The organism is Streptomyces sp. NPDC091289 (assembly GCF_044757365.1).
Taxonomy (GTDB): Bacteria; Actinomycetota; Actinomycetes; order Streptomycetales; family Streptomycetaceae; genus Streptomyces.
The window spans coordinates 81,977-106,165 of record NZ_JBIVUT010000011.1 but is presented as its reverse complement, the minus strand read 5'-3'; the positions used below and the strand labels follow the sequence as shown (position 1 = coordinate 106,165).

Genomic DNA, 24,189 nt, shown 5'->3' with positions numbered 1-24,189 from the left:
CTGGCCGCTCCCGGGCGGGCGGCCGAAAACCGTCGGTGTAGCCTGGGCCGAAATCAACTTCATATTCCGACAGGGGAGCGCCACAGCGCTGAGAGTGCGGCACCAAGGACAGGTTGGCCGCAGACCCTCTGAACCTCGCCCGGGTCATTCCGGGTAGGAAGTTCGGACCTTACTCAAGCTGTTGCGCCCTGCCCGCTTCCGGCCCGCCGGACAGCGGGCGGGGCCGCGTCTCTTCCTGGTCACCTCCAGGAGGAATCACATGAACACCACCACGAAGTACGCGGCGACCGCGCTCGCCGCCGCTCTCGGCGTCACCGTGCTCGCGGGCTGCGGCAGCGACGACGGCCCGTCGGGCTCCGGGGCGTCCAAGGGCAGCGGTTCCAAGACCGTCACCCTGGTCAGCCACGACTCCTTCAACGTCTCGGACAAGGTGCTGAAGGCGTTCACGAAGGAGAGCGGCTACACCGTCGAGGTCCTCAAGAGCGGCGACGCCGGGGCCGCGCTCAACCAGGAGATCCTGACCAAGGGCTCCCCGCGCGGCGACGTCTTCTTCGGCGTCGACAACACCCTGCTCTCCCGCGCCCTCGACAACGGTCTGTTCACCGCGTACGAGGCCAAGGGCCTGGACACGGTCGCGGCGGACACGCAGACGGACGAGAAGCACCGGGTCACCCCCGTCGACACCGGCGACATCTGCGTCAACTACGACAAGAAGTACTTCGCCGACAAGAAGCTCGCGCCGCCGAAGACCTTCGAGGACCTGCTCAAGCCCGCGTACAAGAACCTCCTCGTCACGGAGAACGCGGCCAGCTCCTCGCCCGGTCTCGGCTTCCTCCTCGGCACCATCGCCACCCAGGGCGAGGACGGCTACGAGACGTACTGGAAGAAGCTCAAGGCCAACGGCGTCAAGGTCGTCGACGGCTGGGAGCAGGCGTACAACGAGGAGTTCTCCGGCTCCGCGGGCGGCAAGAAGGCCAACGCGGACCGGCCGCTCGTCGTCTCCTACGCCTCCAGTCCGCCCGTCGAGGTGCTCTACGCCGACCCCCAGCCGAAGGAGGCCCCCACCGGGGTCGCCACCGGCACCTGCTTCCGGCAGACCGAGTACGCCGGACTGCTGACCGGCGCGAAGAACGAGGCGGGCGGCAAGGCTCTGCTGGACTTCCTGATCAGCAAGACGTTCCAGGAGGACATGCCGCTGAACATGTTCGTGAACCCGGTCGTGAAGGACGCGAAGCTGCCGGAGCTGTTCACGAAGCACGGCGAGAAGGTCGACACGCCTCCCACCGTCACGCCCGAGAAGATCGCCGCCAACCGTGAGCAGTGGATCAAGTCGTGGCAGTCGCTGGTCCTGAAGTAGAGCCCGGGGCGAAGACCGCCGAGGCCGTCCGGCCCGCCGGTGGCGGGTCCGGGCGGCGCGGAACCGCGGTGCGGCTCGGCCTGATGGCCGTGCCCGTCGCGTTCTTCGCGGTGTTCTTCGCCTACCCCGTGACCGCGATCGTCGGCCGCGGCCTCAACGCGGGCGGCGACTGGCAGTTCGGGCGGATCGGCGAGGTGCTGTCCCGCCCGGACATCCTCGACGTCCTGTGGTTCACCACCTGGCAGGCCCTCGCCTCGACCGCGCTCACCCTGCTGATCGCGCTGCCCGGGGCGTATGTCTTCGCGCGGTTCGACTTCCCCGGCAAACAGGTGCTGCGGGCGGTCGTCACCGTGCCGTTCGTGCTGCCGACCGTCGTCGTCGGCACCGCGTTCCTGGCGCTGCTCGGACGCGGCGGGCTCCTCGACGAACTGTGGGGCGTCCGCCTCGACACCACCGTGTGGGCGATCCTCCTGGCCCACGTCTTCTTCAACTACGCCGTGGTCGTCCGCACGGTGGGCGGGCTCTGGTCCCAGCTGGACCCCCGGCAGGAGGAGGCCGCCCGGGTGCTCGGCGCCGGACGGTTCGCCGCCTTCCGCCGGGTGACGCTGCCCGCGCTCGCCCCGGCCGTCGCCGCCGCCGCGCTGATGGTCTTCCTCTTCACCTTCACCTCCTTCGGCGTCGTGCAGATCCTCGGTGGACCGGCGTACTCCACCCTGGAGGTGGAGATCTACCGGCAGACCGCGCAACTCCTCGACCTGCCGACGGCCGCCGTGCTGACCCTGGTGCAATTCGCCGCGGTAGGCGGGATCCTCGCCGTGCACGCCGCGACCGTACGCCGCCGGGAGCGGGCGCTGAAGCTCGTCGACCCGGCCCAGACCTCCCGCCGGCCGCGCGGACCCGGACAGTGGGCGCTGCTCGGCGGTGTCCTGCTCACCGCGCTGCTGCTGATCCTGCTGCCGCTCGGCGTGCTGGTGGAACGGTCGTTCGACGGGCCCGGCGGTTACGGCTTCGGCTACTACCGGGCCCTCCAGTCGGCCGGGTCCGGCGCCTCCTCCACCTTCCTGGTCCCGCCGCTGGAGGCCGTCGGCAACTCCCTGCGGTACGCGCTCGTCGCGACGCTCATCGCCCTCGTCGTCGGCGGGCTCGCGGCGGCGGCCCTGACCCGGCGGGCCGGGCGGTTGGTCCGGGGCTTCGACGCGCTGCTGATGCTGCCGCTCGGGGTGTCCGCCGTCACCGTCGGCTTCGGTTTCCTCATCACCCTGGACAAGCCGCCGCTCGATCTGCGGACCTCCTGGATCCTGGTCCCGCTGGCCCAGGCGCTGGTCGGCGTCCCCTTCGTCGTACGGACCATGCTGCCCGTGCTGCGCGCGGTCGACGACCGGCTGCGGGAGGCCGCCGCCGTGCTGGGGGCCTCGCCGCTGCGGGCCTGGCGCGAGGTCGATCTGCCGCTGGTGCGGCGGGCGGTGCTGGTCGCGGCGGGCTTCGCCTTCGCCGTCTCCCTTGGGGAGTTCGGCGCGACGGTCTTCATCGCGCGGCCCGACAACCCGACCCTGCCGGTGGCCGTGGCCCGGCTGCTGGGCCGGTCGGGGGAGCTCAACTACGGGCAGGCGATGGCCCTCAGCACGATCCTGATGCTGGTGTGCGCGGTGTCGCTGCTGCTCCTCGAACGTATCCGCACCGACCGATCCGGGGAGTTCTGAACGATGGCAGGGGAGTTCCGCACATGCTGAGCCTGGAGGCCGCCACCGTACGGTTCGGTAAGCGGGCCGCGCTGGACGCGGTCGACCTGGAGGTCGCCGACCACCGGATCGTCTGCGTCCTCGGACCCAGCGGCAGCGGGAAGTCCACCCTGCTGCGGGCCGTCGCCGGACTCCAGCCCATGGACGGCGGCCGGGTCCTGCTGGCCGGCCGGGACCAGGCGGGCGTCCCCGTCCACCGGCGCGGCCTCGGCCTGATGTTCCAGGACCATCAGCTCTTCCCGCACCGCGATGTCGGCGCCAATGTCGCCTTCGGCCTCCGGATGCACGGCGTCGGACGGGCCGAGGCGAACGCCCGGGTCCGTGAACTGCTGGAGCTGGTCGGCCTGCCCGGCGCGGAACGCCGCGCGGTCGCCGCCCTCTCCGGCGGCGAACAGCAGCGCGTCGCCCTGGCCCGGGCCCTCGCCCCGCGCCCGAAGCTCCTGATGCTGGACGAGCCGCTCGGCCAGCTCGACCGCAGCCTCCGTGAACGGCTCGTCGTCGAACTGCGCACGCTCTTCCAGGAGTTGGGGACCACCGTGCTGGCCGTGACGCACGACCAGGGTGAGGCGTTCGCGCTCGCCGACCGGGTCGTCGTGATGCGGGACGGCCGGATCGCGCAGGAGGGCAGCCCGCTGGACGTCTGGCAGCGCCCCGCCTCCGCGTTCGTCGCCCGGTTCCTCGGCTTCGACAACGTCACCGCGGCGACCGTGACCGGACAGGCCGCCGCCACCGCCTGGGGCAAGGTCCCGGTGCCCGAGGGCTCCCCGCAGGGCGAGGTCGATCTGCTGGTCCGCCCCGCCGGGGTCCTGATCGGCGCCCCCGAGGACGGCCTGCGCTGCACGGTCGGCGTTCGCACCTTCCGGGGCAACCACGTGACCGTACGGCTGACGCCCGAGAACGCGCCGGTGCTGGAGGCCGAATGCGCCCTGCGGGACACCCCGGACGAGGGCGCGTTCGTCGGCGTCCGCTTCGACGCGGCGGAGACGGTGGTGCTGGCAGGGTCCGGGACGCCTCCAGGGGCCGGGGCGCCTTCAGGGTCCGGGATGCCTTCAGGGGCCTGAGCTCCCCGCCACCACCAGACCCAGCTCGTACGCCAGGATCACCGCCTGCGCCCGGTCCCGCAGCCCCATCTTCGCGAACAGCCGGTTGATATGGGTCTTCACTGTGTGGTCGGTGATGGTCAGCCGGTCGGCGATGTCCGCGTTGGACAGGCCACGGGCGATCAGGACGAGCACCTCGGCCTCGCGCGCGGTCAGCCCGTCGATCGAGCGCGGCGGGGGAGTGCCGACCCGCTGCCGGGCGAACTCCGCGATGAGCCGCCCGGTGATCTCGGGGGCCAGCAGGGCATGGCCGTCCGCCACCACCCGTACCGCGTGCAGCAGTTCGGGAAAGGTCGCGTCCTTGAGCAGGAAGCCGCTGGCTCCGGCGGTGAGCGCGTCGTACACGTACTCGTCCAGGCCGAACGTCGTCAGCATCAGCGCCCTGGTCGCCCCGCCCGACGCCGCGACGATCTCGCGCGCCGCGTCGATGCCGCCGAGCCGGGGCATCCGGATGTCCAACAACGCCACATCGGGACGGAGTTCGGCCGCCTGCCACACCGCCTGTTCGCCGTCCTCCGCCTCCCCGACCACATCGATGTCGTCCTGGGTGTTCAGCAGACCGGAGAACGCCGTCCGGACGACCGCCTGGTCGTCGGCCACCAGCACCCGGATCACCACGGCAGCTCCGCCTCCACGAGAAAGCCACCGGCCGGACCCCGGCCGGTGGTGAGCGCCCCGCCGAGCAGCGCGGCCCGTTCCGCCATGCCCACCAGCCCGTGCCCCGGCCGCTCGGAGTCACCGGAGTCACCGGAGCCGCCCGAGCCGCCCGATGGACCGGGGCCCGGCCCGTCGTCGGTCACACGGACCGTCAACAGACGCGGTCCGTAGTGGAGTTCCACCACCGCGTGCGCGCCCGGGGCGTGCCGCCGGGCGTTCGTCAGGGCCTCCTGGACGATCCGGTACGCCGACAGCTCCCACGACGCCTGCAGCGGTGTCCGCTCGCCGGTGACACGAAGCTCCGCCGCCCCGCCCACCGCCCGGTGCTGGTCGAGGAGGTCGTCGAGGCCGGCCAGCGAAGGCTGCGGGGCGGTGAGCGGAGCCGTTTCGGCGCCGTCGCCCGTCCGCAGCACCCCGAGCAGCCGCCGCAGCTCCGCCATCGAGGACCGTGCCGTGCCCGCGATCTCCTGGAAGGCGTCCCGCGCCGGGGGCGAGAGGTCCGGAGTCGTGTACGTGGCGCTCTCGGCCAGCACCGCGATCACCGACACCGAGTGCGCGATCATGTCGTGCAACTCCCGCGCTATCGCGGCCCGTTCCTCCTCGGCCGCCTGTCGCCGCTCCATCGCCAGCAGCCGCGACTGGGCGGCGGCCCGAGTGTTCCGGGTCTCCTCGCGCGCCCGCACCGCGTCGCCCGTGCTCACCGCGCCCAGGATCATCACCGTCAGCACCAGCGTCTCGGCGTAGAGCCCGAGGCTGAACCGGTCGGTGCCCTGGAGCATGGGCAGGCCGGGCGAGCCGTCCCGGGCCCACCGGTCGATGTGCACCAGATTGACGGTCAGCGCGCCCAGCGAACCGGCCAGGACCAGCACCGCCGGATGCTGCACCCGGTGCCGCCCCAGCGTGTAGCAGCCGATCAGGGAGCCGGCGATGGTCGCGTACGCCATGTTGCCGTCGGTCGCGAAGCTCAGGAGCGCCGCGCCCACGGTCAGGAACCCGACGGCGGGCCAGGCCGCCCGCAGCGCGAGCGAGGACGTGCAGACCAGCACCCCGAACACCGTGACCGCCGAACCCGGTACGACGGCCAGCTCCACGACCGCGAAGAGCGTCAGCGCGGCCCCGGTCAGCCAGGCGTAGGCGGGCTCCGCCGTCCAGTGCCGCAGGCGTCGCCGTATGCCGCGGTCCGGCGGTGGCGGGGCGGTGGGTCCGGTGGCCGGGCCGGCCGCCGTGATGGTGCGCGTCATACGGAGATTCTTCGTTACTCCGGGGGGTGGGCGCATCGGAGCACGGGTGGAATTCGCGGTGCCGTCTCATGCCACGGGTTGACCCGAAGGACCGGACGGTGGTGTGACGTTCCGTGCGCGGTCCGTTCCTAGCCTCGGATCCATGGCCACGTTCACGCTTCCCACCTTTCCCGGCCGGTACCGGGACCGCCCCGCCCTGCCCGGCGACGCCGTCTGGTGGGCGTGCTGCGCGGCCGCCGCCCTGGCGCTCGGAGCCCTCTCCTCGCTCGGCCCGCACCGGGTCTGGGGCGTGGCCGCAGCGCTCGGCTACACGGCCGCCGCGGTGCTCGCCGCCCTCGGGCGGAGCCCCCGTACGGCCGGGGCGGTCGCCGCCACCGGCGCGGTGCTGCTGCCCCTGCTGCTGCTTCTCGCCGTGGACCGGGCGCAGTTGGAGGTCGACGTCGTGGCCCGCTCGGCGGGACTCCTGCTCTCCGAGGGGACGCCGTACGCCGAACGGCCCGCCGCGCCTAAGGACTTCAACCCGTACCTCCCGGGCATGGCGGCCTTCGGGATCCCGGAGGCGGTGGCCGGGCCCGGGCCGTTGACGGACCCGCGGCTGTGGATGGGCGCGGCCTTCCTCGGCACGCTGGCCCTCGCGCTTCCGGCGAAGTCCCGCCGCGAGCTGCCCCGGTGGCTCGCGGCCTGCCCGCTGGTGGCCCTGCCGCTCGCGGTCGGGGGCGTGGATCTGCCGGTGGCGGGGCTGATGTGTCTGGGGCTGGCCCGGGCGGGGCAGGGGAGAGCCGGAGCGGCCGGACTGGCGCTCGGCCTGGCCGCCGCCCTCAAGTGGACCGCGTGGCCGGCGGTGCCGGTGGCCCTCGCGCTGCTCGCCACGGCCTCCGGGGGCGACGGCCGCGATGGGAAGCGCGCCGCCTTCGGGTGTGACGGCGGCGAAGGGAAGCGCGCCGTCTCCGTGCGTGACGGCCATCGCCCCTGGAGCCGTGTCGCTTTCGGCGGCGACGGACACCGGGGGAGCCGTGCCGCCTTCCGGGGCGGCGGCCGTCGAGGAGACGGTGGCGCCCTCCGCTGTGCGCTCGTCACCCTGCTCACCGCCGCCGCGCTCGTCCTGCCCGCCGCACTGCGCGACCCGGCAGCCTTCCGGACGCATGTCGTCGACTTCCCCCTCGGGCTGACCGACGCGGTCTCGTCCGCCGCGAGCCCGCTCCCCGGCCACCTGCTCGCCACCCAGGTCCCCGGCGGCCGAACCCTGGCGCTGCTCCTGCTCGGGGTGAGCGCCCTGCTCCTCGCCGGTTCCCTGCTCGTCCGGCCCCCGGCGACCACGGCGGCCGCCGCCGCGCGGCTCGCGCTCGGGCTGCTCCTGGCCATCGCGTTCATGCCCGCGACCCGGTTCGGCTATCTCGTGCACCCGCTGGTCCTCGCGGTGTGCGCCCTCGCGTGGCACGCACCCGTCCACCCCGTTCATCCCCTCCGCGTACGCGAATTCGTACGCGACCTCGTACGCGAACGGAAGCAGGCCTCCTGATGACCCGCCGCACCCTCGTCGTGACCAACGACTTCCCGCCGCGCCAGGGCGGCATCGAGACCTTCGTCCACGCGATGACCGGCCGGTTCCCCGCGGACTCCGTCGTCGTCTACACCTCCGCCGAGCCCGGGGCGGCCGCCCATGACGCCGCCCTGCCCCACCCCGTGGTCCGCGACCCGGCCCGGATGCTGCTGCCGACCCCGCGCGTCGCCGCCCGCGCGGTCGAGCTCGCCCGCCGCCACGGCTGCGACAGCGTCTGGTTCGGGGCCGCCGCACCGCTCGGGCTCATGGCGGACCGGCTGCGCCGGGAGACCGGGATACGGCGGGCGGTCGCCACGACGCACGGCCATGAGGTGTGGTGGGCCCGCACGCCAGGGGCCCGGGCCCTGCTCCGGCGCATCGGCGACCGTACCGACACGGTGACCTACCTGGGCGCGGCCACCCGCGCGCCCATCGCCGCCGCACTCGGCCCGGCCGCCGCCCGCCGCATGGTGCGGCTGACGCCGGGGGTGGACGCGGAGGCGTTCCGCGTACGGGACGGGGAACGGGAGGCGGTACCGGAAGGGGCGCGCGACGGCGTACGGAGCCCGGCGGGCGGTGTCCGCGAGCGGTACGGCCTGGGCGGGCGGCCGGTGATCCTCTGCGCGGCGCGGCTCGTCCCGCGCAAGGGCCAGGACACCCTGATCCGCGCCCTGCCCGCCGTGCGGCGCGCGGTGCCCGACGCCATGCTCCTGCTGACCGGGGACGGACCGTACGCCGGGGCCCTGCGCCGGCTCGCCGCCCGCACCGGGGTCGCGGACGCGGTGGTCCTGGCCGGCGGGCAGCCGCACGCGGCGATGCCGGAGCACTACGCGGCCTGCGACGTCTTCGCCATGCCGTGCCGCACCCGCAGGCGGGGCCTGGAGGTGGAGGGGCTCGGCATCGTCTTCCTGGAGGCCGCCGCCGCGGGGCTCCCGGTTCTCGTCGGCGACTCGGGCGGCGCGCCGGACACCGTACGGGACGGGGAGACGGGTCACGTGGTCGACGGCCGCGACGTCGTGGCCGTCGCGGACCGGCTCGTCGCGCTGCTGCGGGACCGGGCGGCGGCCGCGGCGATGGGGGAGAAGGGCCGGGCGTGGGTCCGGGAGGCGTGGGGGTGGGAGCGGACGTACGACACCCTCGCCGGCCTGCTGACGCCCTGACCCGCATCGCGACAACGGGCCGCCGCCCCTGCTCGCGGCATGGCACGGGGGCGGCGGTCCGGGCAAGCTGGAAGCGGACCATCCCGCGGTCGGCCGTCCGGCTCCGCGGGGACGGCCGGATCGGACAAGGACCGTGATCATGACCGGTGGCACCCGCGAGGGCATCGACCTCACCCGCGTTCTGCACGCCCCGCAGCAGCGCGTCTTCGCCGCCTGGACCTCACCGGAGGACTTCGCCGCCTGGTACGGGGGCGAAGCGGACGTCCCCCTGGACCGGGTGGCGATGGACGTGCGGCCCGGCGGCGCGTGGAGCCTGGTCATCGTGATGCCGGGCGTCGAGATGCCCTTCCGCGGCGTCTACCGCGAGGTGAGCGAGCCCGACGGTCTCGTCTTCACGCTGCTGGACGCCTCCGCGCCCGAGGACACCGAGGGCGAGACCGTCACCGTGACCTTCAGCGACCTCGGCGACGGGACCACGGAGCTGGCCTTCCAGCAGCGCGGCGGCCATCTCACCGCCGAGCAGTACGCGGCGGCGGAGGACGGCTGGGAAGCGTTCTTCGACGCCCTGGCCGCCCGCCTCGCCACCCACCCCTGACGCGGGTCCCCTACGCCAGCGGGAGCGCCGCCAGCTGGGCGATCACCCAGGTCAGCGGGGCGAACAGCGCCAGCAGCGCACCCGCCCGCAGCGCCGTCGCCCTGCGCAGCGTGGCGGCCGGAGCGCCCATCCTGAGCAGCGCCTCGACCGTGTGGGCGCGGGCCTGCTTGGACTCCAGCGCCGAGGTCAGCAGCGTCGCCGTCGTACAGCCGAGGACCAGCACCGCGCCGAGTGCGGTGAGCGGGCCGTACGGGCGCTCGTCGCCCCCGTACAGCGCCGACGCGGCGATCACCGCCGACAGCACCGCGCAGACGACCCCGAGCGGGCGGCCGATCCGGCGCGCCTCGTTCATCAGGACCCGCCCGGCCAGCAGCCGTACGGCCCCGGGGCGCACCGCCTGGAGCGCCCGTCCGCACAGATAGGTCAGGCTCGGGCCGGCCATCGCCAGGCCGACCGCCGTGAGCGTCCACCCGATCAGTACCGCCACCGGCGTGGCGTCGAACCGGCCGGGCAGCGGGAACGCGTTGCCCGCCGTCCCCCGCGACGCGTACGCCTCCACCGCGAGCCCGGCCGCCGTCAGCGCCACGCCCCAGGGCAGCCCGGCCGGAGCCGGTGCGGGCTCCGGCAGCTCCTCGGAGCCGAAGGCGTCCCGGGCCGGGTCGGGCCGCGACCGCAGCGCCAGCGCGCTCGCCGTCGAGGCGGCCACCGGGACGAGTACCAGCAGCATCAGCGCGGCGGCCAGGGGCAGCGGAGTGCCCGCGCCGAGGAACTCCGCCGCGCCCCCGTCGAACGGCATCCCGGTCAGATCGCCGCGCAGATGCAGGAAGAAGAGCAGGGCCACCATGGAGCCCAGCGTGGTGGAGACGGCCGTGGAGACCGCGGCCAGCGCGGAGAGCCGGACCGGGCCGAGGCCCACGGAGGAGAGGCCCGGCCGGGGCCGGGTGCTCGGGTCGGTGCGGGCCACCGCCACGGCGAACTGCACGGTGGCGGCCAGCGGAACGAAGCACCACAGCAGCCGCAGCACCGAACCGGCGGACGCGGGGTGCGCGGCGGCGTACCCGAGGGAGCACAGGAGGAGGAATCCGACGCCGGCCGACGCGGCGGCCACCAGCAGCCGCCGGACCAGGACGAGGGGATGCGAACCGCGGGCTAGACGGAGAGCGAGCACGCCGCGCGGCCCTCCGCTTCCGGTTCCGCGGGCAGGGTGACCGTGGCGACGCGACGGCCGTCCAGCAGCGCCACCGTCCGGTCGGCGAGCGCGGCGACCTCGGCGTCGTGCGTGGCCAGCACCACGGTGATGCCGTGCGAGCGGGCCGCCGTGGTCAGGGTGCGCAGCACCTGGGTGCGGTCCGCGCGGTGCAGGGTCGCGGTCGGCTCGTCCGCGAAGATCACGGTCGGCTGTGCGGCCAGGGCCCGCGCTACGGAGATCCGCTGGCGCTGCGCCTGGAGCAGGGCGTGCGGCCGCTTCTTGGCGAAGGCGGCGATGTCCAGGCGCTCCAGCCACTCGGTGGCGGCCTTCCTGGCGGCCCGGTGCGAGACGCCGCGCAGCAGCAGGGGCAGTGCGGCGTTCTCCCAGACGGTCAGCTCCGGGACCAGCTCCGGGTCCGACGCGATCCAGCCGAAGCGCTCCCGGCGCAGCTGTTCGCGGACCCGGGGGGCCATGGTGTGGACGGGGACGCTGTTGAACCAGACCTCGCCCTCCTGGGGCACCAGCCGGCCCGAGAGACAGTGCAGCAGCGTGGTCTTCCCGCTGCCGCGCGGGCCGGTCACGGCGAGGATCTCGGCGTCCCGGACACCGATGGAGACACCGCCGAGACCGGGCGATCCGTTGTGGGAGTGGTGCAGGGAACGCGCCCAGATCACGTCGTTGTCCGGCGGGGCCACCATGGCGTACACCTCGGTTCAGGTCAGATTTCCCGTCCCCCGTACGGGGGAACGAAGACGCGGCCGATCGGTCACTCGGCACCGTAGATAGTCGGACCGGTGTGAGCGCACAGCACGCGGCCCGGATACCCCCCTTGTCACTCGAAGGGGTGTATCCGGGCCGGGGAACCGTATGAAATGACCGCCGGGCGGCGATCAGCCGGGGGACCTGGTGACGGTCAGAGCTTCGTCCAGGCCTCCGTGAGCACGGCCCGCAGGATGCCCTCGATCTCGTCGAACGTCGACTGGTCGGAGATCAGCGGCGGGGCGAGCTGGACGACCGGGTCGCCGCGGTCGTCGGCCCGGCAGTACAGACCGTTCTCGTACAGCGCCTTGGAGAGGAAGCCGTACAGGACGCGCTCGGTCTCCTCGTCGGTGAAGGTCTCCTTGGTGACCTTGTCCTTCACCAGCTCGATGCCGTAGAAGTACCCGTTGCCGCGGACGTCGCCGACGATCGGCAGGTCGTGGAGCTTCTGCAGCGTCGTCAGGAAGGCGTTCTCGTTGTCGAGGACGTGCTGGGTGAGGTTCTCGCGCTCGAAGATGTCGAGGTTGGCGAGGCCCACCGCGGCGGAGACCGGGTGACCACCGAAGGTGTAGCCGTGCAGGAAGGTGTTGCCGCCCTGGTAGAACGGCTCCGCGATCCGGTCCGAGACGATGCAGGCGCCGATCGGGGAGTAGCCCGAGGTCATGCCCTTCGCGCAGGTGATCATGTCCGGCACGTAGTCGAACTTGTCGCAGGCGAAGATCGTGCCGAGTCGGCCGAACGCGCAGATGACCTCGTCGGAGACGAGCAGCACGTCGTACTTGTCGCAGATCTCGCGGACCCGCTGGAAGTAGCCGGGCGGCGGCGGGAAGCAGCCGCCCGCGTTCTGCACGGGCTCCAGGAAGACGGCCGCGACGGTCTCGGGGCCCTCGAAGAGGATCTCCTGCTCGATCTGGTCGGCGGCCCAGCGGCCGAAGGCCACCGGGTCGTCGCCGAAGAGCGGGGCGCGGTAGATGTTGGTGTTCGGCACCTTGTGCGCGCCGGGGACCAGCGGCTCGAAGGGGGCCTTGAGGGCCGGGAGGCCGGTGATGGACAGCGCGCCCTGCGGGGTGCCGTGGTAGGCGACGGCACGCGAGATGACCTTGTACTTGGTCGGCTTGCCCTGCAGCTTGAAGTACTGCTTGGCCAGCTTCCAGGCGGTCTCCACGGCCTCGCCGCCACCGGTGGTGAAGAAGACCTTGTTGAGGTCGCCCGGGGCGTAGTCCGCGAGCCGCTCCGCGAGCTCGACGGCCTTCGGGTGGGCGTAGGACCACACCGGGAAGAAGGCGAGCTCCTGGGCCTGCTTGTAGGCCGCCTCGGCGAGCTCGTGACGACCGTGACCGGCGTTGACCACGAACAGGCCGGAGAGGCCGTCCAGGTAGCGCTTGCCCTTGTCGTCGAAGATGTGCGTTCCCTCGCCACGGACGATGGTGGGAACGGGCGCGTTCTCGTAGTCCGACATGCGGGTGAAGTGCATCCACAGGTGGTCGTACGCGGTTCGGCTGAGGTCCTTGCTCACGGCTATCGGGTTCCCCACATATAGGTCTGCTTCTTGAGCTTGAGGTAGACGAAGCTCTCGGTGGAGCGCACGCCGGGAAGGGTCCGGATGCGTTTGTTGATCATTTCCAGCAGGTGGTCGTCGTCCTCGCAGACGATCTCCACCATCAGGTCGAAGGAGCCCGCGGTCATGACCACGTACTCGCACTCGGCCATGGCCGACAGGGCTTCGGCCACCGGGTCGAGGTCGCCCTCGACATTGATGCCGACCATCGCCTGGCGCCGGAATCCCACGGTGAGCGGGTCCGTGACGGCGACGATCTGCATCACGCCCTGGTCGAGCAGCTTCTGGACGCGCTGGCGCACGGCCGCTTCGGAGAGGCCGACGGCCTTGCCGATCGCGGCGTACGGACGCCGCCCGTCCTCCTGGAGCTGCTCGATGATTGCGAGGGAGACGGCATCGACCGCTGGCGGTGATCCGTTCCCGGTCCTGGAGTCTGCGCTGCGACTGGCCACGGATCCACCATGCACCGCTCCTCGTCTGTCTCGCAACCCCAGATCGATGAAATTCGTTGTTTGGGTGCTTGGATCTGACTGAATCCGAAGTTGGGGGCGGGTGGGTATGTCGAAAGCGTCACCGGAACGATTAGGGTGGACATCTCACCCATCGGACAGCCGACAGGAGGGGTGGTTGTGACCACCGAGGTGCGCCGTCTGCGCAACTACATCAACGGAGAGTTCCGGGACGCCGCGGACGGGCGGACCATTGATGTGGTCAGCCCGGTGACGGAAGAGGTCTACGCGACCTCGCCGCTCTCCGGCCAGGCCGACGTCGATGCCGCCATGGAGGCCGCCGCGGCGGCCTTCCCCGCCTGGCGCGACACCACGCCCGCCGAGCGCCAGAAGGCCCTGCTGAAGATCGCGGACGCCTTCGAGGAGCGGGCCGAGGACCTGATCGCCGCCGAGTCGGAGAACACCGGCAAGCCGATCGGTCTCACCCGCAGCGAAGAGATCCCGCCGATGGTGGACCAGATCCGCTTCTTCGCGGGGGCCGCCCGGCTGCTGGAGGGCCGCTCGGCCGGCGAGTACATGGAGGGCCTGACCTCCATCATCCGCCGCGAGCCGGTCGGCGTCTGCGCCCAGGTGGCGCCGTGGAACTACCCGATGATGATGGCCGTGTGGAAGTTCGCCCCGGCGCTCGCCGCGGGCAACACCGTCGTCATCAAGCCGTCCGACACCACCCCGGCGTCGACGGTCCTCATGGCCGAGATCATCGGCCAGATCCTGCCCAAGGGCGTCTTCAACGTCCTGTGCGGCGACCGGGACACCGGCCGCGCCATGGTCGAGCACCCGACCCCGGCGATGGCCTCCATCACCGGTTCGGTACGGGCCGGCATGCAGGTCGCCGAGTCCGCCGCCAAGGACGTCAAGCGCGTCCACCTGGAGCTCGGCGGCAAGGCGCCCGTCGTGGTCTTCGACGACGCCGACATCGCCAAGACGGTCTCGGGCGTCTCCGAGGCGGGCTTCTTCAACGCGGGCCAGGACTGTACGGCCGCTACCCGCGTCCTGGTCCACGAGTCGATCCACGACGAGTTCGTGACCGCGCTCGCCAAGGCCGCCGCCGACACGAAGACCGGGCAGCCGGACGACGAGGACGTGGCGTACGGCCCGCTCAACAACGCCAACCAGCTGAAGCAGGTCACCGGCTTCATCGAGCGCCTCCCCGCCCACGCCAAGGTCGAGGCGGGCGGCCACCGGGTCGGCGACAAGGGCTACTTCTACGCCCCGACCGTCGTCTCCGGCCTGAAGCAGGACGACGAGATCATCCAGAACGAGGTCTTCGGACCCGTCATCACCGTCCAGTCCTTCACCGACGAGGAGCAGGCCGTCGCGTACGCCAACGGCGTCGAGTACGCGCTCGCCTCCTCGGTCTGGACGCAGAACCACTCCCGCGCCATGCGCATGTCCAAGAACCTCGACTTCGGCTGTGTGTGGATCAACACCCACATCCCGCTGGTCGCCGAGATGCCGCACGGCGGGTTCAAGAAGTCCGGCTACGGCAAGGACCTCTCCGCGTACGGCTTCGAGGACTACACCCGCATCAAGCACGTCATGACGTCCATCGAGGACTGATCGACGCGCGTCGTCGCGGTTGTACGGCCCCGGGCTCCGGCCCGGGGCCGTATCCGTGTCCCCGCTGTACAAGGTGTGCGGGGCGGCCCCGTCCCGCTGGACGCTTGGTCCATTGTCCGCGCGCCCGCCGACGGGCATTCTGCGCGGGTGCGAGCGATCAGGAAGAACCCCATGTCCCGCCGTTCCCTGCTGCGCGCCCTCGGGGCGGGAGCGGCCGGCGCCACCCTGGCCGGCTGCGGGGTGCCCGCGGCCTTCGTCGAGCCGGGGGACCGGGCCGGACACGACAGCTCCGCCACCGACCACACGCTGCACTTCGCCAACTGGCCGCTCTACATCGACACCGACGACGACAACGAGTCGAAGCGGCCCACCCTGGACGCCTTCTCGAAACGGACCGGGATCTCCGTCACGTACACCGAGGAGATCAACGACAACGACGAGTTCTTCGGGAAGATCAGCCCCGCGCTGATGAACCACCAGCAGACCGGCCGGGACCTGATCGTCATCAGCGACTGGATGGCCGCCCGGTTCGTCCGGCTCGGCTGGGTCCAGGAGATGGACCGCGCGAAGCAGCCCAACGTCGCCAAGTACCTCGACCCCCAACTGCGCACCCCCGCCTTCGACGAGGGGCGGCTGCACAGCGTCCCCTGGCAGTCCGGCATCACCGGCATCGCCTACAACCGCAAGAAGCTCGGCCGCGAGATCCGGTCCACCGACGATCTGTGGGCGGACGACCTGCGCGGCCGGATCACCCTGCTCTCCGGTCTGGACGAGTCGTTCGCGCTGCTGATGCAGGGCAACGGCGTCGACATCACCCGCTGGACGGCCGACGACTTTCACGAGATCTGCGAGCAGACGGAGCGACGGGTCCGCTCGAAGCACATCCGCCGCTTCACCGGCAACGACTACATCAAGGACCTCGCCACCGGCGATGTGCTCGCCTGCCAGGCCTACTCCGGCGACGTCATCCAGCTCCAGGCCGACAACCCCGACATCGAGTTCGTCGTCCCCGAGGAGGGCGCCGAACTGTGGGCGGAGTCCCTGATGATCCCCAACCTCGCCCGCCACAAGCGCAACGCCGAGCGGCTGATCGACCACTACTACGACCCCGAGGTCGCCGCCGAACTCGCCACCTGGGTCAACTACGTCTGCCCGGTCCCCGCCGCCCGGGACGTCCTGGCCTCCTCCAAGGACGAGGAGACGGCCGCGCTCGCCGAGGATCCGCTGATCTTCCCCGACGACACGATGCGCGAACGGCTCGCCATCGCCCGCGACATCACCTCCGAGGAGCGGATGGACTTCGCCAAGAAGTGGAACTCCATCGTCGGCTTGTGAACCCCTAACAGGGGTGACGTGAAGGGAGCGTAAAGGCGGGCGTACGCTGCGGATATGAGCGAGCGACACGCCCTCACGCGGCGTATACGCAGGTGGTTGGTCTTCTTCATCGTCTGTCTGGTGCTGAGCGGGCTCACGGCCTTCCCGCTCGTCACCGAACTCCGCTGGGCCGAGGACCTGCTGAGCGCCTCCGCCTCCCCGGTCCCCGAGCACCTTCCGGGCCTGATGGAGTGGATCACCCGGGTCAGCGAAGGGCTCGACACCATCGAGCGCGACACGCCCTTCATGCTGTACGGCACCGACTGGCTGGCCTTCGCCCACCTGGTCATCGCGGTCGCCTTCTACGGCCCCTACCGCGACCCGGTCCGCAACATCTGGGTCATCGAGTTCGGCATGATCGCCTGCGCCGGGATCATCCCGCTCGCCCTGATCTGCGGGCCGCTCCGCGGCATCCCGTTCTGGTGGAGCGTCATCGACATGTCCTTCGGGGTCTTCGGCGTCATTCCGCTGCTGATCGTCCGCCGCATGATCAAGCGCCTTGAAGGGCTGGAGCAGGCGGGGGCCGCGAGCCCGGATCCGGTCCCGGCGAGCGCCTGAGCCCCTTCCGGTGACTGTCTGAGCCTCAGGCCTTCCTGGCCACCACACCGAACTGGGCGACCTCCGGCTCCCGCGGGTTCGTCCGCCAGCGGGAGCAGGAGACGATCCCCGGCTCCAGGATCTCCAGACCGTCCACGAACGAGGCGAACTCCTCCCGGCTGCGGGCGGTGATCGGCGGGGTGGCGTTCTCGTTCCAGAAACGCATCGCCGCCTCGTTGCCCTCGCCGCCCAGCTCCAGCGTCGGGTGGGTCAGCACCAGGTGGCTGCCCGACGGCACGGTCGCCATCAGCGTCCGCACGACGGACCGCGCCTCGTCCGTGTCCAGCACGAAGTTCAGGATGCCGAGCATCATCACCGCGACCGGGCGGCCCAGGTCCAGGGTGGGCTCGGCGGCCCGCAGGATCTGCTCCGGGCGGCGCGCGTCCGCGTCGATGTACTCGGTCGCGCCCTCCAGCGAACTGGTCAGCAGGGCGCGGGCGTGGGCCAGCACGATCGGATCGTTGTCCACGTACACGATGCGCGCGTGCGGCGCGGTGTGCTGGGCGATCTCATGGGTGTTGTTCCCGGTCGGCAGCCCGGTGCCGATGTCGAGGAACTGGTCGACGCCCGCGTCGCCCGCCAGATGGCGCACCACCCGGCCGAGGAACGCCCGGTCCGCGCGCGCCACCTCGCCGATGCTCGGGTACATCCCGGTGACCTGGTCGCCCACCGCCCGGTCCACCGGGTAGTTGTCCTTGCCGCCCAGCCAGTAGTTCCACACCCGGGCGTTGTGCGCGACGTCGGAACGTATCCGGGCGGGGGCGGCCTGCGGTCGGCGGTCCATACGTCTGCTCCTCGGTACCGGAGGGGCCCGCCGCCACCGGGGTCGGCGGCGGGCGGTGCGGGGCCTCCATCATGCCGGACCGATCAAGAACCCCTGTGTGCGGGGGAGTTGGCGAGCAGTCGGTGGAGCGTGCCGATCCGGTTGGTGGTGATCGAGTCGACGCCCCGCTCGATCAGCCGGCGCATCGTGCGCTTCGTGTCGGCCGTCCACGCGGAGACGAGCAGCCCGTCCCGGTGCGCCCGGTCCGTCAGCTCCCGGCTCACCAGGCCGAAGCGGTAGTTCAGCCAGCGCGGCTTCACCGCGGCCAGCAGCTCCGGACGCGGCGGGGCAAGCGTGGTCCAGGTCAGGGCGATCTCGGCGGACGGGTCGGCGGCCCGCACCCGCAGCATCGCGTCCGCGCTCGCGCAGTAGTACGCCCGGTCGCCCGCCCCGCACTCCCGGACCGTCCCCACGATCTTCCGCACCGAGGCGTCCGTGGAGCCGGGCAGATCCACCATCACCCGGTGCGCCCCGACGGCGAGCAGCGCCTCACGGAGCGTGGGCACCCCGCCGCCCGTCAGCTCCTTCAGCTCCGCGTGGTCCAGCCGGTCCAGGCGCCGGTCGTGGCCCCACAGCCGCTCCAGCGTCGCGTCGTGCAGCAGCACGGGCACCCCGTCGCGGGTCACCCGCACATCGATCTCGACCGCGTCCGCCCCCCGTTCGAGGGCGGAGCGGATCGAGGGCAGGGTGTTCTCGCGGGCGAGATACGGATCGCCGCGATGCCCCACGGCGGTGACAGGGGTGACGGTGTTGGCCATGGGGTCATTGTCGACGACCGGGTCAGCGGCCGGGGGCCCGGAGCCAGTTCGTCGTGTACGTGTCGATCTCCTCGGCCAGCTTCCGCTTGCCCGCCGGGTCGAGGAACGAGGCCTCCACGGCGTTCTTCGCGAGGTCCGCGATGCCGCGCTCGTCGAGCTCCAGCAGCCGGGCGGCCACCGCGTACTCGTTGTTGAGGTCGGTGCCGAACATCGGCGGGTCGTCGCTGTTGACGGTCACCAGCACCCCGGCCCGGACCATCTCGCGGATCGGGTGAAGCTCGATGTCGGTGACCGCGCGGGTGGCGATGTTCGACGTCGGGCAGACCTCCAGGGCGATGCGGTGCTCGGCGAGGTGCTCCAGCAGCTTCGGGTCCTGGACGGAGCTGGTGCCGTGCCCGATGCGCTCGGCGCGCAGCGAGGTCAGCGCGTCCCAGACCGTCTGCGGTCCGGTGGTCTCCCCGGCGTGCGGCACCGAGTGCAGACCCTCGGCGATGGCCCGGTCGAAGTAGGGCTTGAACTGCGGGCGCTCCACCCCGATCTCCGGCCCGCCGAGGCCGAAGGAGACGAGCCCCTCGGGCCGCCGCTCCACCGCGAGCCGGGCGGTCTCCTCGGCCGCCTGGAGCCCGGCCTCGCCCGGAATGTCGAAGCACCAGCGCAGGACGACGCCCAACTCCGCCTCGGCCGCCTTGCGGGCATCCTCTATGGCCTCCATGAACCCGACCTCGGGGATGCCCCGGCGGGTCGAGCTGTACGGGGTGACGGTCAGCTCCGCGTACCGGATGTTCTGCCGGGCCATGTCCCGCGCCACCTCGAAGGTGAGCAGCCGGACGTCCTCGGGGGTACGGACCAGGTCGACCACCGAGAGGTAGACCTCGATGAAGTGCGCGAAGTCGGTGAAGGTGAAGTAGTCGGCCAGCGCCTCCGGGTCCGTGGGGACCTTGGAGTCCGGGTGGCGGGCGGCCAGCTCCGCGACGATCCGGGGCGAGGCCGACCCGACATGGTGGACGTGAAGCTCGGCCTTGGGCAGCCCGGCGATGAAGGGATGCGGATCGGTCATCGGAAATCTCCCGGTTCGGCGTGACGTCGGCCGGGCGTACCGGCCGCACCGATCATCGTAGGCGGGGTCCGGGGCCGTCGGGCCGGGCCGTAGCATGACGTGACCACGATGGGGGAGGCCCATGTCAGACAACACAGAGCAGCCCGGGGGCGGGGCCGCACCGCGCGATCCGTGGGCACCGCCGGACAGCGGCAAGGTGGAACTGGGCAAGCCGGGTGCGCACACGCCGCCCCCCGCCGCGCACACGCCGCCCGCGGTCCACGACCAGCCGACCGTGACGTCGATGCCGAGCGCCGGACCGGCCGCGGGGGACGGCACCGGGCCGATACCCCGGCCCGGCGGCTTCGGGCCCGCGCCCTCGGACGTACCGCCGCCGCCGATCGGCCCGAACGGCCCCGGCTACGCGACCCCGCCGCCCGCCGCGCACTACGGCTACCCGGCCCCGCCCGCGCAGCCGTACGGCGGCTACCCGGGCTACGGCGCCTACGGCATGGGACCGGCCGCCTGGGGGCCGGCGCCCAACAACGGTCTGGGCACGGCCGCGATGGTGATCGGCATCATCTCGGTGGTCGGCTTCTGCATGTACGGCGTCAACATCATCCTCGGCATCCTCGCGCTGATCTTCGGCATCATCGGCCTCGGCCGTGCCAAGCGCGGTGAGGCCACCAACCGGGGCATGGCGCTCGCCGGGGTCATCCTCGGCTCCGTCGGCATCGTCGTCGGTTCCGTGATCCTGGGCGCGCTCATCTACTTCGCCGCCTCGAGCTCGGACCGTGACCGCGACAGCGACTACGACGACAGCTACGACGACCCGTTCGCCACGTCGCTGGTCGTCGAGGACCGCCGCTAGCGCGGAGATACCAGGGGCGTCTTGTCGATCCCGGCCGGGCAGGGGCCACTCCCCGCCCGGCCGGACGTCGTAGCGGCGTCCGTACGAAGAGGCCTCAGCCCGCCGCGCCCGCCCGCAACCGCTCCCGCGCCTCCATCAGCGCGAAGCCCAGCAGATTCAGCCCCCGCCACTCCTGCGGCCGCTCCACCCGCTCGTCGTCCGCCGCGAGCCCGATGCCCCAGATCCGGTCCAGCGGCGAGGCCTCCACCAGCACCCGGTCCCCGGTGCCCAGGAGATAGCCGCCCAGCTCCGGGTCCTGCCCGAACTTGTGCACGCTGCCCGCCACGACGAGGGGGAGCCGCTCCCGTATCCACACGTCCTCGTCGAAGCCGCGCACCAGGCGTCCCGCCTTCTTCGCCGCGGCCGGGCTCTTCGCCGACACCGCCGCCCGCTCCGCCTCCGGGTCGCCGAAGAGCCGCGCCTTGCCCGCCATCATCCAGTGCTCCGCGCTCGCGTACGTCACCCCGTCCACCGTGAACGGCGACGGCCACCACTGGCTCAGGCAACTCGCGCCGATCCGCCCGTCCGGGCGCGGCCGGTGGCCCCAGAACGGCAGATATTTCACTCGCCTGCCCCGCGCCACGTCGGCCAGAAGCTCATCGATCGGTCCCATGCATGTGAGTGTGGCATCCGCCACTGACACTCCGTACGGGGATTTCCGCACCGACACGACACATGGTCGACAGATTCCGTCGCGTAACCAAAAGGAAACAACGGAATCACTTGTTGGGCTCGGACCCCTCTGTCAGGATCGGCACTCAATTCACGAAGAAGCTACGCCGACCCCGCCCAGCGGGTACAGCGGCGGAGGAGAGCGTCATGAGCAACGGCTTCCAGGTTCAGGACCGCTTCGCGGAAGGTGCGCAGTACATCGGCGGCAAGCTGCTCCCCGGGACATCCGGCAACCACCACGAGGTGGTGAACCCCGCCACCGGCGAGACCGTGCTCCGCTACGAGCTGGCGGGCGCCGACGACGTGGACGCGGCCGTCGCCGCCGCCCGCGCCGCCTTCCCCGGCTGGTCCGGCGCGACCCCCGGCGAACGCTCCGAGGCGATGCACCGCTTCGCCGCCGTCCTCGCCGAGCAGGCCGACGACTTCGCGTACGCCGAGTCCCTCCAGTGCGGCAAGCCGATCAAGCTCTCCACCGAGTTCGACGTCCCCGGCACCGTGGACAACGCCGCCTTCTTCGCGGGCGCGGCACGCCACCTGGAGGGCAAGGCCGCCGCCGAGTACGACGGCGACCACACCTCCTACGTACGCCGCGAGGCGATCGGCGTCGTCGGCTCCATCGCCCCCTGGAACTACCCGCTCCAGATGGCCGCCTGGAAGGTCCTCCCGGCCGTCGCCGCGGGCAACACCATCGTCCTCAAGCCCGCCGAGCTGACCCCGCTCACCTCGCTGATGTTCGCCCAGGCCGCGACCGAGGCGGGGATCCCCGACGGCGTCATCAACATCGTCACCGGCGCGGGCAAGGACGCCGGCGAGCACCTCGTCGGCCACCCCGACGTCGTGATGACCTCCTTCACCGGCTCCACCGCCGTCGGCAAGCGCGTCGCCGAGATCGCCACCGCCACCGTCAAGCGCCTCCACCTGGAGCTCGGCGGCAAGGCCCCCTTCGTGGTCTTCGACGACGCCGACCTGGAGGCCGCCGTCCACGGCGCGGTCGCCGGCTCCCTCATCAACACCGGCCAGGACTGCACCGCCGCCACCCGCGCCTACGTCCAGCGCCCCCTCTACGACGCCTTCGTCCGGGACGTCGCCGCGCTCATGGAGACCGTCCGGCTCGGCGACCCCTTCGACGCGTCCACCGACCTCGGGCCGCTGATCAGCCACGCCCAGCGCGACCGAGTCGCCGCCTTCGTCGAGCGCGCCCGCGGCTACGCCCGGGTCGTCACCGGCGGCGAGGCCCCCGGCGGCGACCTCGCCGACGGCGCGTACTACCGGCCGACCCTCGTCGCGGACGCCGCCCAGGACAGCGAGATCGTCCAGTCGGAGATCTTCGGACCCGTCCTGGTCGTCCTGCCCTTCGATACCGACGACGAGGGCATCGCGCTCGCCAACGACACCCCGTACGGACTGGCCGCCTCCGCCTGGACCCGCGACCTGTACCGCGCGAACCGCGCCACCCGCGAGATCCAGGCGGGCTGTGTGTGGGTGAACGACCACATCCCGATCCTCTCCGAGATGCCGCACGGCGGATACAAGGCCAGCGGCTTCGGCAAGGACATGTCGGCGTACTCCTTCGAGGAGTACACGCAGGTCAAGCACGTCATGTACGACAACACCGCGGTCGCCCGCAAGGACTGGCACCGCACGATCTTCGGGGACCGATAGCAGCTGCCGCACGATCGGGGCCCGTCCACGACGACGGGCCCCGGCGGCCTCCCACCCGAAAGGGCAAACGCGTATGGAGAGTTACGAGCCCGAGCGCCTCTCGCCGGTCCAACTGGCGGCCATGAGGCGGTCCTTGAACAACGGCAGGGGAGCCCTCACCCGCCGGTCCCTGCTGCGCGCCTCCGGCATGGGCGCGCTCGCACTGGGCGGCATAGGCACCCTCGGCGCCTGCGGCATTCCGCCCGCCGGACGCGCCGAGGGAACGGCCGCCGCTGACGACCACTCGGAGAAGGAGAAGGAAGTCACCTTCTCCAACTGGACCGAGTACATGGACGTCAGCGACGACGAGAAGACCCGCCCCACCCTCGCCGCGTTCACCAAGCGCACCGGGATCAGGGTCAAGTACACCGAGGACATCAACGACAACGTCGAGTTCTTCGGGAAGATCAAGCCGCAGCTCGCGGCCGGCCAGAACACCGGGCGCGACCTCATCTGCGTCACCGACTGGCTCGCCGCCCGCATCATCCGGCTCGGCTGGGCGCAGAAGCTCGACCCGTCGAACCTCCCGCACGCCTTCGCGAACGTGTCCGCCCAGTTCCGCAGCCCCGACTGGGACCCCGGCCGTGCCTACTCCTACCCGTGGACCGGCATCCCGACGGTGATCGCGTACAACAAGAAGGCGACCGGCGGCCGCAAGGTCGACTCCGTCACCCAGCTCCTCGACGACCCGAAGCTCAAGGGCCGGGTCTCCTTCCTCTCCGAGATGCGCGACTCCATCGGCATGACCCTGCTCGACCAGGGCAAGGACCCGGGGAAGTTCACCGACGCCGACTTCGACGGCGCGATCGGCCGCCTCCAGAAGGCCGTCGACAAGAAGCAGATCCGCCGCTTCACCGGCAACGACTACACCGCCGACCTCAGTAAGGGCGACATCGCCGCCTGCATCGGCTGGGCCGGGGACATCATCCAGCTCCAGGCCGACAACCCGGACATCGAGTACGCCATCCCGGCCGCCGGATACATCACCTCCAGCGACAGCCTCCTGGTCCCCGCGCAGGCCCGGCACAAGACCAACGCCGAGAAGCTCATCGACTACTACTACGAGCCGCCGGTCGCCGCCCAGCTCGCCGCGTACATCAACTACGTCTGCCCGGTCGACGGCGTACGCGACGAACTCGCGAAGATCGACAAGTCGATGGCCTCCAACACGCTGATCCTCCCCGACAAGGAGATGGCGGCGAAGTCCCGCTCCTTCCGCTCCCTGAGCACGGAGGAAGAGACCGCGTACGAAGAGAAGTTCGCCAAGCTCATCGGCGCCTGACCGGACATCCACCGGTACCCCCACCGGCCCTGCCCTCCCCGAACTCCCCCCGAACACACTGGGACTGCGACC

The 24,189-nt window shown here is 71.8% G+C and carries 22 protein-coding genes and 1 riboswitch; of the genes, 12 read left to right on the top strand and 10 right to left on the bottom strand.

Annotation, left to right across the window (positions count from 1 at the left end; translation table 11 throughout):
- Positions 1-61: 61 nt before the first annotated feature.
- Positions 62-178: riboswitch (TPP riboswitch) on the top strand.
- A gap of 81 nt (positions 179-259) precedes the next feature.
- From ACIQPT_RS16485 to ACIQPT_RS16475, 3 genes are all read left to right on the top strand, one after another.
- The gene (locus ACIQPT_RS16485; protein ID WP_401156497.1) at positions 260-1,357 is read left to right on the top strand and encodes a thiamine ABC transporter substrate binding subunit; all 1,098 of its coding nucleotides are present in this window, start codon (positions 260-262) and stop codon (positions 1,355-1,357) included.
- A gap of 83 nt (positions 1,358-1,440) precedes the next feature.
- A complete protein-coding gene (locus tag ACIQPT_RS16480; protein ID WP_401156715.1) occupies positions 1,441-3,057 on the top strand; it encodes an ABC transporter permease in 1,617 nt (538 codons plus the stop codon).
- 23 nt (positions 3,058-3,080) lie between these two features.
- Positions 3,081-4,157, top strand: coding sequence for an ABC transporter ATP-binding protein (locus tag ACIQPT_RS16475; RefSeq protein WP_401156495.1), 1,077 nt, complete (start codon positions 3,081-3,083; stop codon positions 4,155-4,157).
- Here the strand turns inward: ACIQPT_RS16475 and ACIQPT_RS16470 are convergent.
- Together ACIQPT_RS16470 and ACIQPT_RS16465 are read right to left on the bottom strand one after the other, a co-directional pair.
- The gene (locus tag ACIQPT_RS16470) at positions 4,146-4,814 is read right to left on the bottom strand and encodes a response regulator (protein ID WP_401156494.1); all 669 of its coding nucleotides are present in this window, start codon (positions 4,812-4,814) and stop codon (positions 4,146-4,148) included. The two genes, ACIQPT_RS16475 and ACIQPT_RS16470, sit on opposite strands and share 12 nt — an antisense overlap.
- Positions 4,808-6,094, bottom strand: coding sequence for a sensor histidine kinase (locus ACIQPT_RS16465; protein WP_401156492.1), 1,287 nt, complete (start codon positions 6,092-6,094; stop codon positions 4,808-4,810). The genes ACIQPT_RS16470 and ACIQPT_RS16465 overlap by 7 nt, the downstream gene beginning before the upstream one ends.
- A gap of 142 nt (positions 6,095-6,236) precedes the next feature.
- Here ACIQPT_RS16465 and ACIQPT_RS16460 point away from each other — a divergent pair, with 142 nt between their 5' ends.
- From ACIQPT_RS16460 to ACIQPT_RS16450, 3 genes are all read left to right on the top strand, one after another.
- Positions 6,237-7,613, top strand: a complete 1,377-nt coding sequence (locus ACIQPT_RS16460) for a hypothetical protein (RefSeq protein WP_401156490.1) — start codon at positions 6,237-6,239, stop codon at positions 7,611-7,613.
- Positions 7,610-8,794 (top strand): glycosyltransferase family 4 protein, encoded by a 1,185-nt coding sequence (locus ACIQPT_RS16455; RefSeq protein WP_401156713.1) that lies wholly within the window; start codon positions 7,610-7,612, stop codon positions 8,792-8,794. Before ACIQPT_RS16460 ends, ACIQPT_RS16455 begins: the two co-directional genes overlap by 4 nt.
- Before the next feature lie 139 nt (positions 8,795-8,933).
- Positions 8,934-9,389, top strand: a complete 456-nt coding sequence (locus ACIQPT_RS16450) for an SRPBCC domain-containing protein (RefSeq protein ID WP_401156489.1) — start codon at positions 8,934-8,936, stop codon at positions 9,387-9,389.
- A gap of 10 nt (positions 9,390-9,399) precedes the next feature.
- Here ACIQPT_RS16450 and ACIQPT_RS16445 read toward each other — a convergent pair whose 3' ends face one another.
- The 4 genes from ACIQPT_RS16445 to ACIQPT_RS16430 form a co-directional block, all read right to left on the bottom strand.
- On the bottom strand, positions 9,400-10,557 hold the full coding sequence (locus tag ACIQPT_RS16445; RefSeq protein WP_401156487.1) for a hypothetical protein: 1,158 nt from the start codon (positions 10,555-10,557) through the stop codon (positions 9,400-9,402).
- Positions 10,539-11,276 carry an ABC transporter ATP-binding protein gene (locus ACIQPT_RS16440; RefSeq protein WP_401156485.1) on the bottom strand — a complete coding sequence of 246 codons (738 nt, stop codon included), beginning with the start codon at positions 11,274-11,276 and terminating at the stop codon, positions 10,539-10,541. Before ACIQPT_RS16440 ends, ACIQPT_RS16445 begins: the two co-directional genes overlap by 19 nt.
- A gap of 215 nt (positions 11,277-11,491) precedes the next feature.
- Positions 11,492-12,871, bottom strand: a complete 1,380-nt coding sequence (locus ACIQPT_RS16435; protein WP_401156483.1) for an aspartate aminotransferase family protein — start codon at positions 12,869-12,871, stop codon at positions 11,492-11,494.
- Positions 12,856-13,347 (bottom strand): Lrp/AsnC family transcriptional regulator, encoded by a 492-nt coding sequence (locus ACIQPT_RS16430; RefSeq protein ID WP_007452460.1) that lies wholly within the window; start codon positions 13,345-13,347, stop codon positions 12,856-12,858. Before ACIQPT_RS16430 ends, ACIQPT_RS16435 begins: the two co-directional genes overlap by 16 nt.
- 177 nt (positions 13,348-13,524) lie before the next feature.
- Here ACIQPT_RS16430 and ACIQPT_RS16425 point away from each other — a divergent pair, with 177 nt between their 5' ends.
- The 3 genes from ACIQPT_RS16425 (at position 13,525) to ACIQPT_RS16415 (ending at position 16,896) form a co-directional block, all read left to right on the top strand.
- Positions 13,525-14,964, top strand: a complete 1,440-nt coding sequence (locus tag ACIQPT_RS16425; protein ID WP_401156480.1) for a gamma-aminobutyraldehyde dehydrogenase — start codon at positions 13,525-13,527, stop codon at positions 14,962-14,964.
- A gap of 171 nt (positions 14,965-15,135) precedes the next feature.
- Entirely contained in the window at positions 15,136-16,299 is a 1,164-nt protein-coding gene (locus ACIQPT_RS16420) for a spermidine/putrescine ABC transporter substrate-binding protein (RefSeq protein ID WP_401156478.1), read from the top strand.
- Between the two features lie 54 nt (positions 16,300-16,353).
- Positions 16,354-16,896 (top strand): hypothetical protein, encoded by a 543-nt coding sequence (locus ACIQPT_RS16415; protein WP_401156477.1) that lies wholly within the window; start codon positions 16,354-16,356, stop codon positions 16,894-16,896.
- Positions 16,897-16,921: 25 nt separating this feature from the next.
- On the opposite strand, the gene ACIQPT_RS16410 is transcribed toward ACIQPT_RS16415, so the two are convergent.
- The 3 genes from ACIQPT_RS16410 to ACIQPT_RS16400 all read right to left on the bottom strand — a co-directional run bounded on the left by ACIQPT_RS16410 (position 16,922) and on the right by ACIQPT_RS16400 (position 19,573).
- A complete protein-coding gene (locus ACIQPT_RS16410; RefSeq protein WP_401156475.1) occupies positions 16,922-17,719 on the bottom strand; it encodes an SAM-dependent methyltransferase in 798 nt (265 codons plus the stop codon).
- 83 nt (positions 17,720-17,802) lie between these two features.
- A complete protein-coding gene (locus ACIQPT_RS16405; protein WP_401156473.1) occupies positions 17,803-18,516 on the bottom strand; it encodes a glycerophosphodiester phosphodiesterase in 714 nt (237 codons plus the stop codon).
- A 22-nt stretch (positions 18,517-18,538) separates the two neighbouring features.
- Positions 18,539-19,573, bottom strand: a complete 1,035-nt coding sequence (locus tag ACIQPT_RS16400) for an adenosine deaminase (protein ID WP_401156471.1) — start codon at positions 19,571-19,573, stop codon at positions 18,539-18,541.
- Between the two features lie 121 nt (positions 19,574-19,694).
- Here ACIQPT_RS16400 and ACIQPT_RS16395 point away from each other — a divergent pair, with 121 nt between their 5' ends.
- Positions 19,695-20,423, top strand: coding sequence for a DUF4190 domain-containing protein (locus ACIQPT_RS16395; RefSeq protein WP_401156470.1), 729 nt, complete (start codon positions 19,695-19,697; stop codon positions 20,421-20,423).
- Positions 20,424-20,517: 94 nt separating this feature from the next.
- On the opposite strand, the gene ACIQPT_RS16390 is transcribed toward ACIQPT_RS16395, so the two are convergent.
- The gene (locus tag ACIQPT_RS16390) at positions 20,518-21,075 is read right to left on the bottom strand and encodes an NADAR family protein (protein WP_401156468.1); all 558 of its coding nucleotides are present in this window, start codon (positions 21,073-21,075) and stop codon (positions 20,518-20,520) included.
- 206 nt (positions 21,076-21,281) lie between these two features.
- Here ACIQPT_RS16390 and ACIQPT_RS16385 point away from each other — a divergent pair, with 206 nt between their 5' ends.
- Positions 21,282-22,796, top strand: coding sequence for a gamma-aminobutyraldehyde dehydrogenase (locus tag ACIQPT_RS16385; RefSeq protein ID WP_401156466.1), 1,515 nt, complete (start codon positions 21,282-21,284; stop codon positions 22,794-22,796).
- A 73-nt stretch (positions 22,797-22,869) separates the two neighbouring features.
- Positions 22,870-24,117, top strand: coding sequence for a PotD/PotF family extracellular solute-binding protein (locus ACIQPT_RS16380; RefSeq protein WP_401156464.1), 1,248 nt, complete (start codon positions 22,870-22,872; stop codon positions 24,115-24,117).
- Positions 24,118-24,189 lie beyond the last annotated feature (72 nt).

What these genes read in the sequence shown, in the direction of transcription:
- ACIQPT_RS16485 (WP_401156497.1), top strand. Translation starts at nt 260, where the DNA reads ATGAACACCACCACGAAGTACGCGGCGACCGCGCTCGCCGCCGCTCTC.
- ACIQPT_RS16480 (WP_401156715.1), top strand. Translation starts at nt 1,441, where the DNA reads ATGGCCGTGCCCGTCGCGTTCTTCGCGGTGTTCTTCGCCTACCCCGTG.
- ACIQPT_RS16475 (WP_401156495.1), top strand. Translation starts at nt 3,081, where the DNA reads ATGCTGAGCCTGGAGGCCGCCACCGTACGGTTCGGTAAGCGGGCCGCG.
- ACIQPT_RS16465 (WP_401156492.1), bottom strand. Translation starts at nt 6,094, where the DNA reads ATGACGCGCACCATCACGGCGGCCGGCCCGGCCACCGGACCCACCGCC.
- ACIQPT_RS16460 (WP_401156490.1), top strand. Translation starts at nt 6,237, where the DNA reads ATGGCCACGTTCACGCTTCCCACCTTTCCCGGCCGGTACCGGGACCGC.
- ACIQPT_RS16450 (WP_401156489.1), top strand. Translation starts at nt 8,934, where the DNA reads ATGACCGGTGGCACCCGCGAGGGCATCGACCTCACCCGCGTTCTGCAC.
- ACIQPT_RS16440 (WP_401156485.1), bottom strand. Translation starts at nt 11,276, where the DNA reads ATGGTGGCCCCGCCGGACAACGACGTGATCTGGGCGCGTTCCCTGCAC.
- ACIQPT_RS16420 (WP_401156478.1), top strand. Translation starts at nt 15,136, where the DNA reads ATGTCCCGCCGTTCCCTGCTGCGCGCCCTCGGGGCGGGAGCGGCCGGC.
- ACIQPT_RS16415 (WP_401156477.1), top strand. Translation starts at nt 16,354, where the DNA reads ATGAGCGAGCGACACGCCCTCACGCGGCGTATACGCAGGTGGTTGGTC.
- ACIQPT_RS16410 (WP_401156475.1), bottom strand. Translation starts at nt 17,719, where the DNA reads ATGGACCGCCGACCGCAGGCCGCCCCCGCCCGGATACGTTCCGACGTC.
- ACIQPT_RS16405 (WP_401156473.1), bottom strand. Translation starts at nt 18,516, where the DNA reads ATGGCCAACACCGTCACCCCTGTCACCGCCGTGGGGCATCGCGGCGAT.
- ACIQPT_RS16400 (WP_401156471.1), bottom strand. Translation starts at nt 19,573, where the DNA reads ATGACCGATCCGCATCCCTTCATCGCCGGGCTGCCCAAGGCCGAGCTT.
- ACIQPT_RS16395 (WP_401156470.1), top strand. Translation starts at nt 19,695, where the DNA reads ATGTCAGACAACACAGAGCAGCCCGGGGGCGGGGCCGCACCGCGCGAT.
- ACIQPT_RS16390 (WP_401156468.1), bottom strand. Translation starts at nt 21,075, where the DNA reads ATGGGACCGATCGATGAGCTTCTGGCCGACGTGGCGCGGGGCAGGCGA.
- ACIQPT_RS16385 (WP_401156466.1), top strand. Translation starts at nt 21,282, where the DNA reads ATGAGCAACGGCTTCCAGGTTCAGGACCGCTTCGCGGAAGGTGCGCAG.
- ACIQPT_RS16380 (WP_401156464.1), top strand. Translation starts at nt 22,870, where the DNA reads ATGGAGAGTTACGAGCCCGAGCGCCTCTCGCCGGTCCAACTGGCGGCC.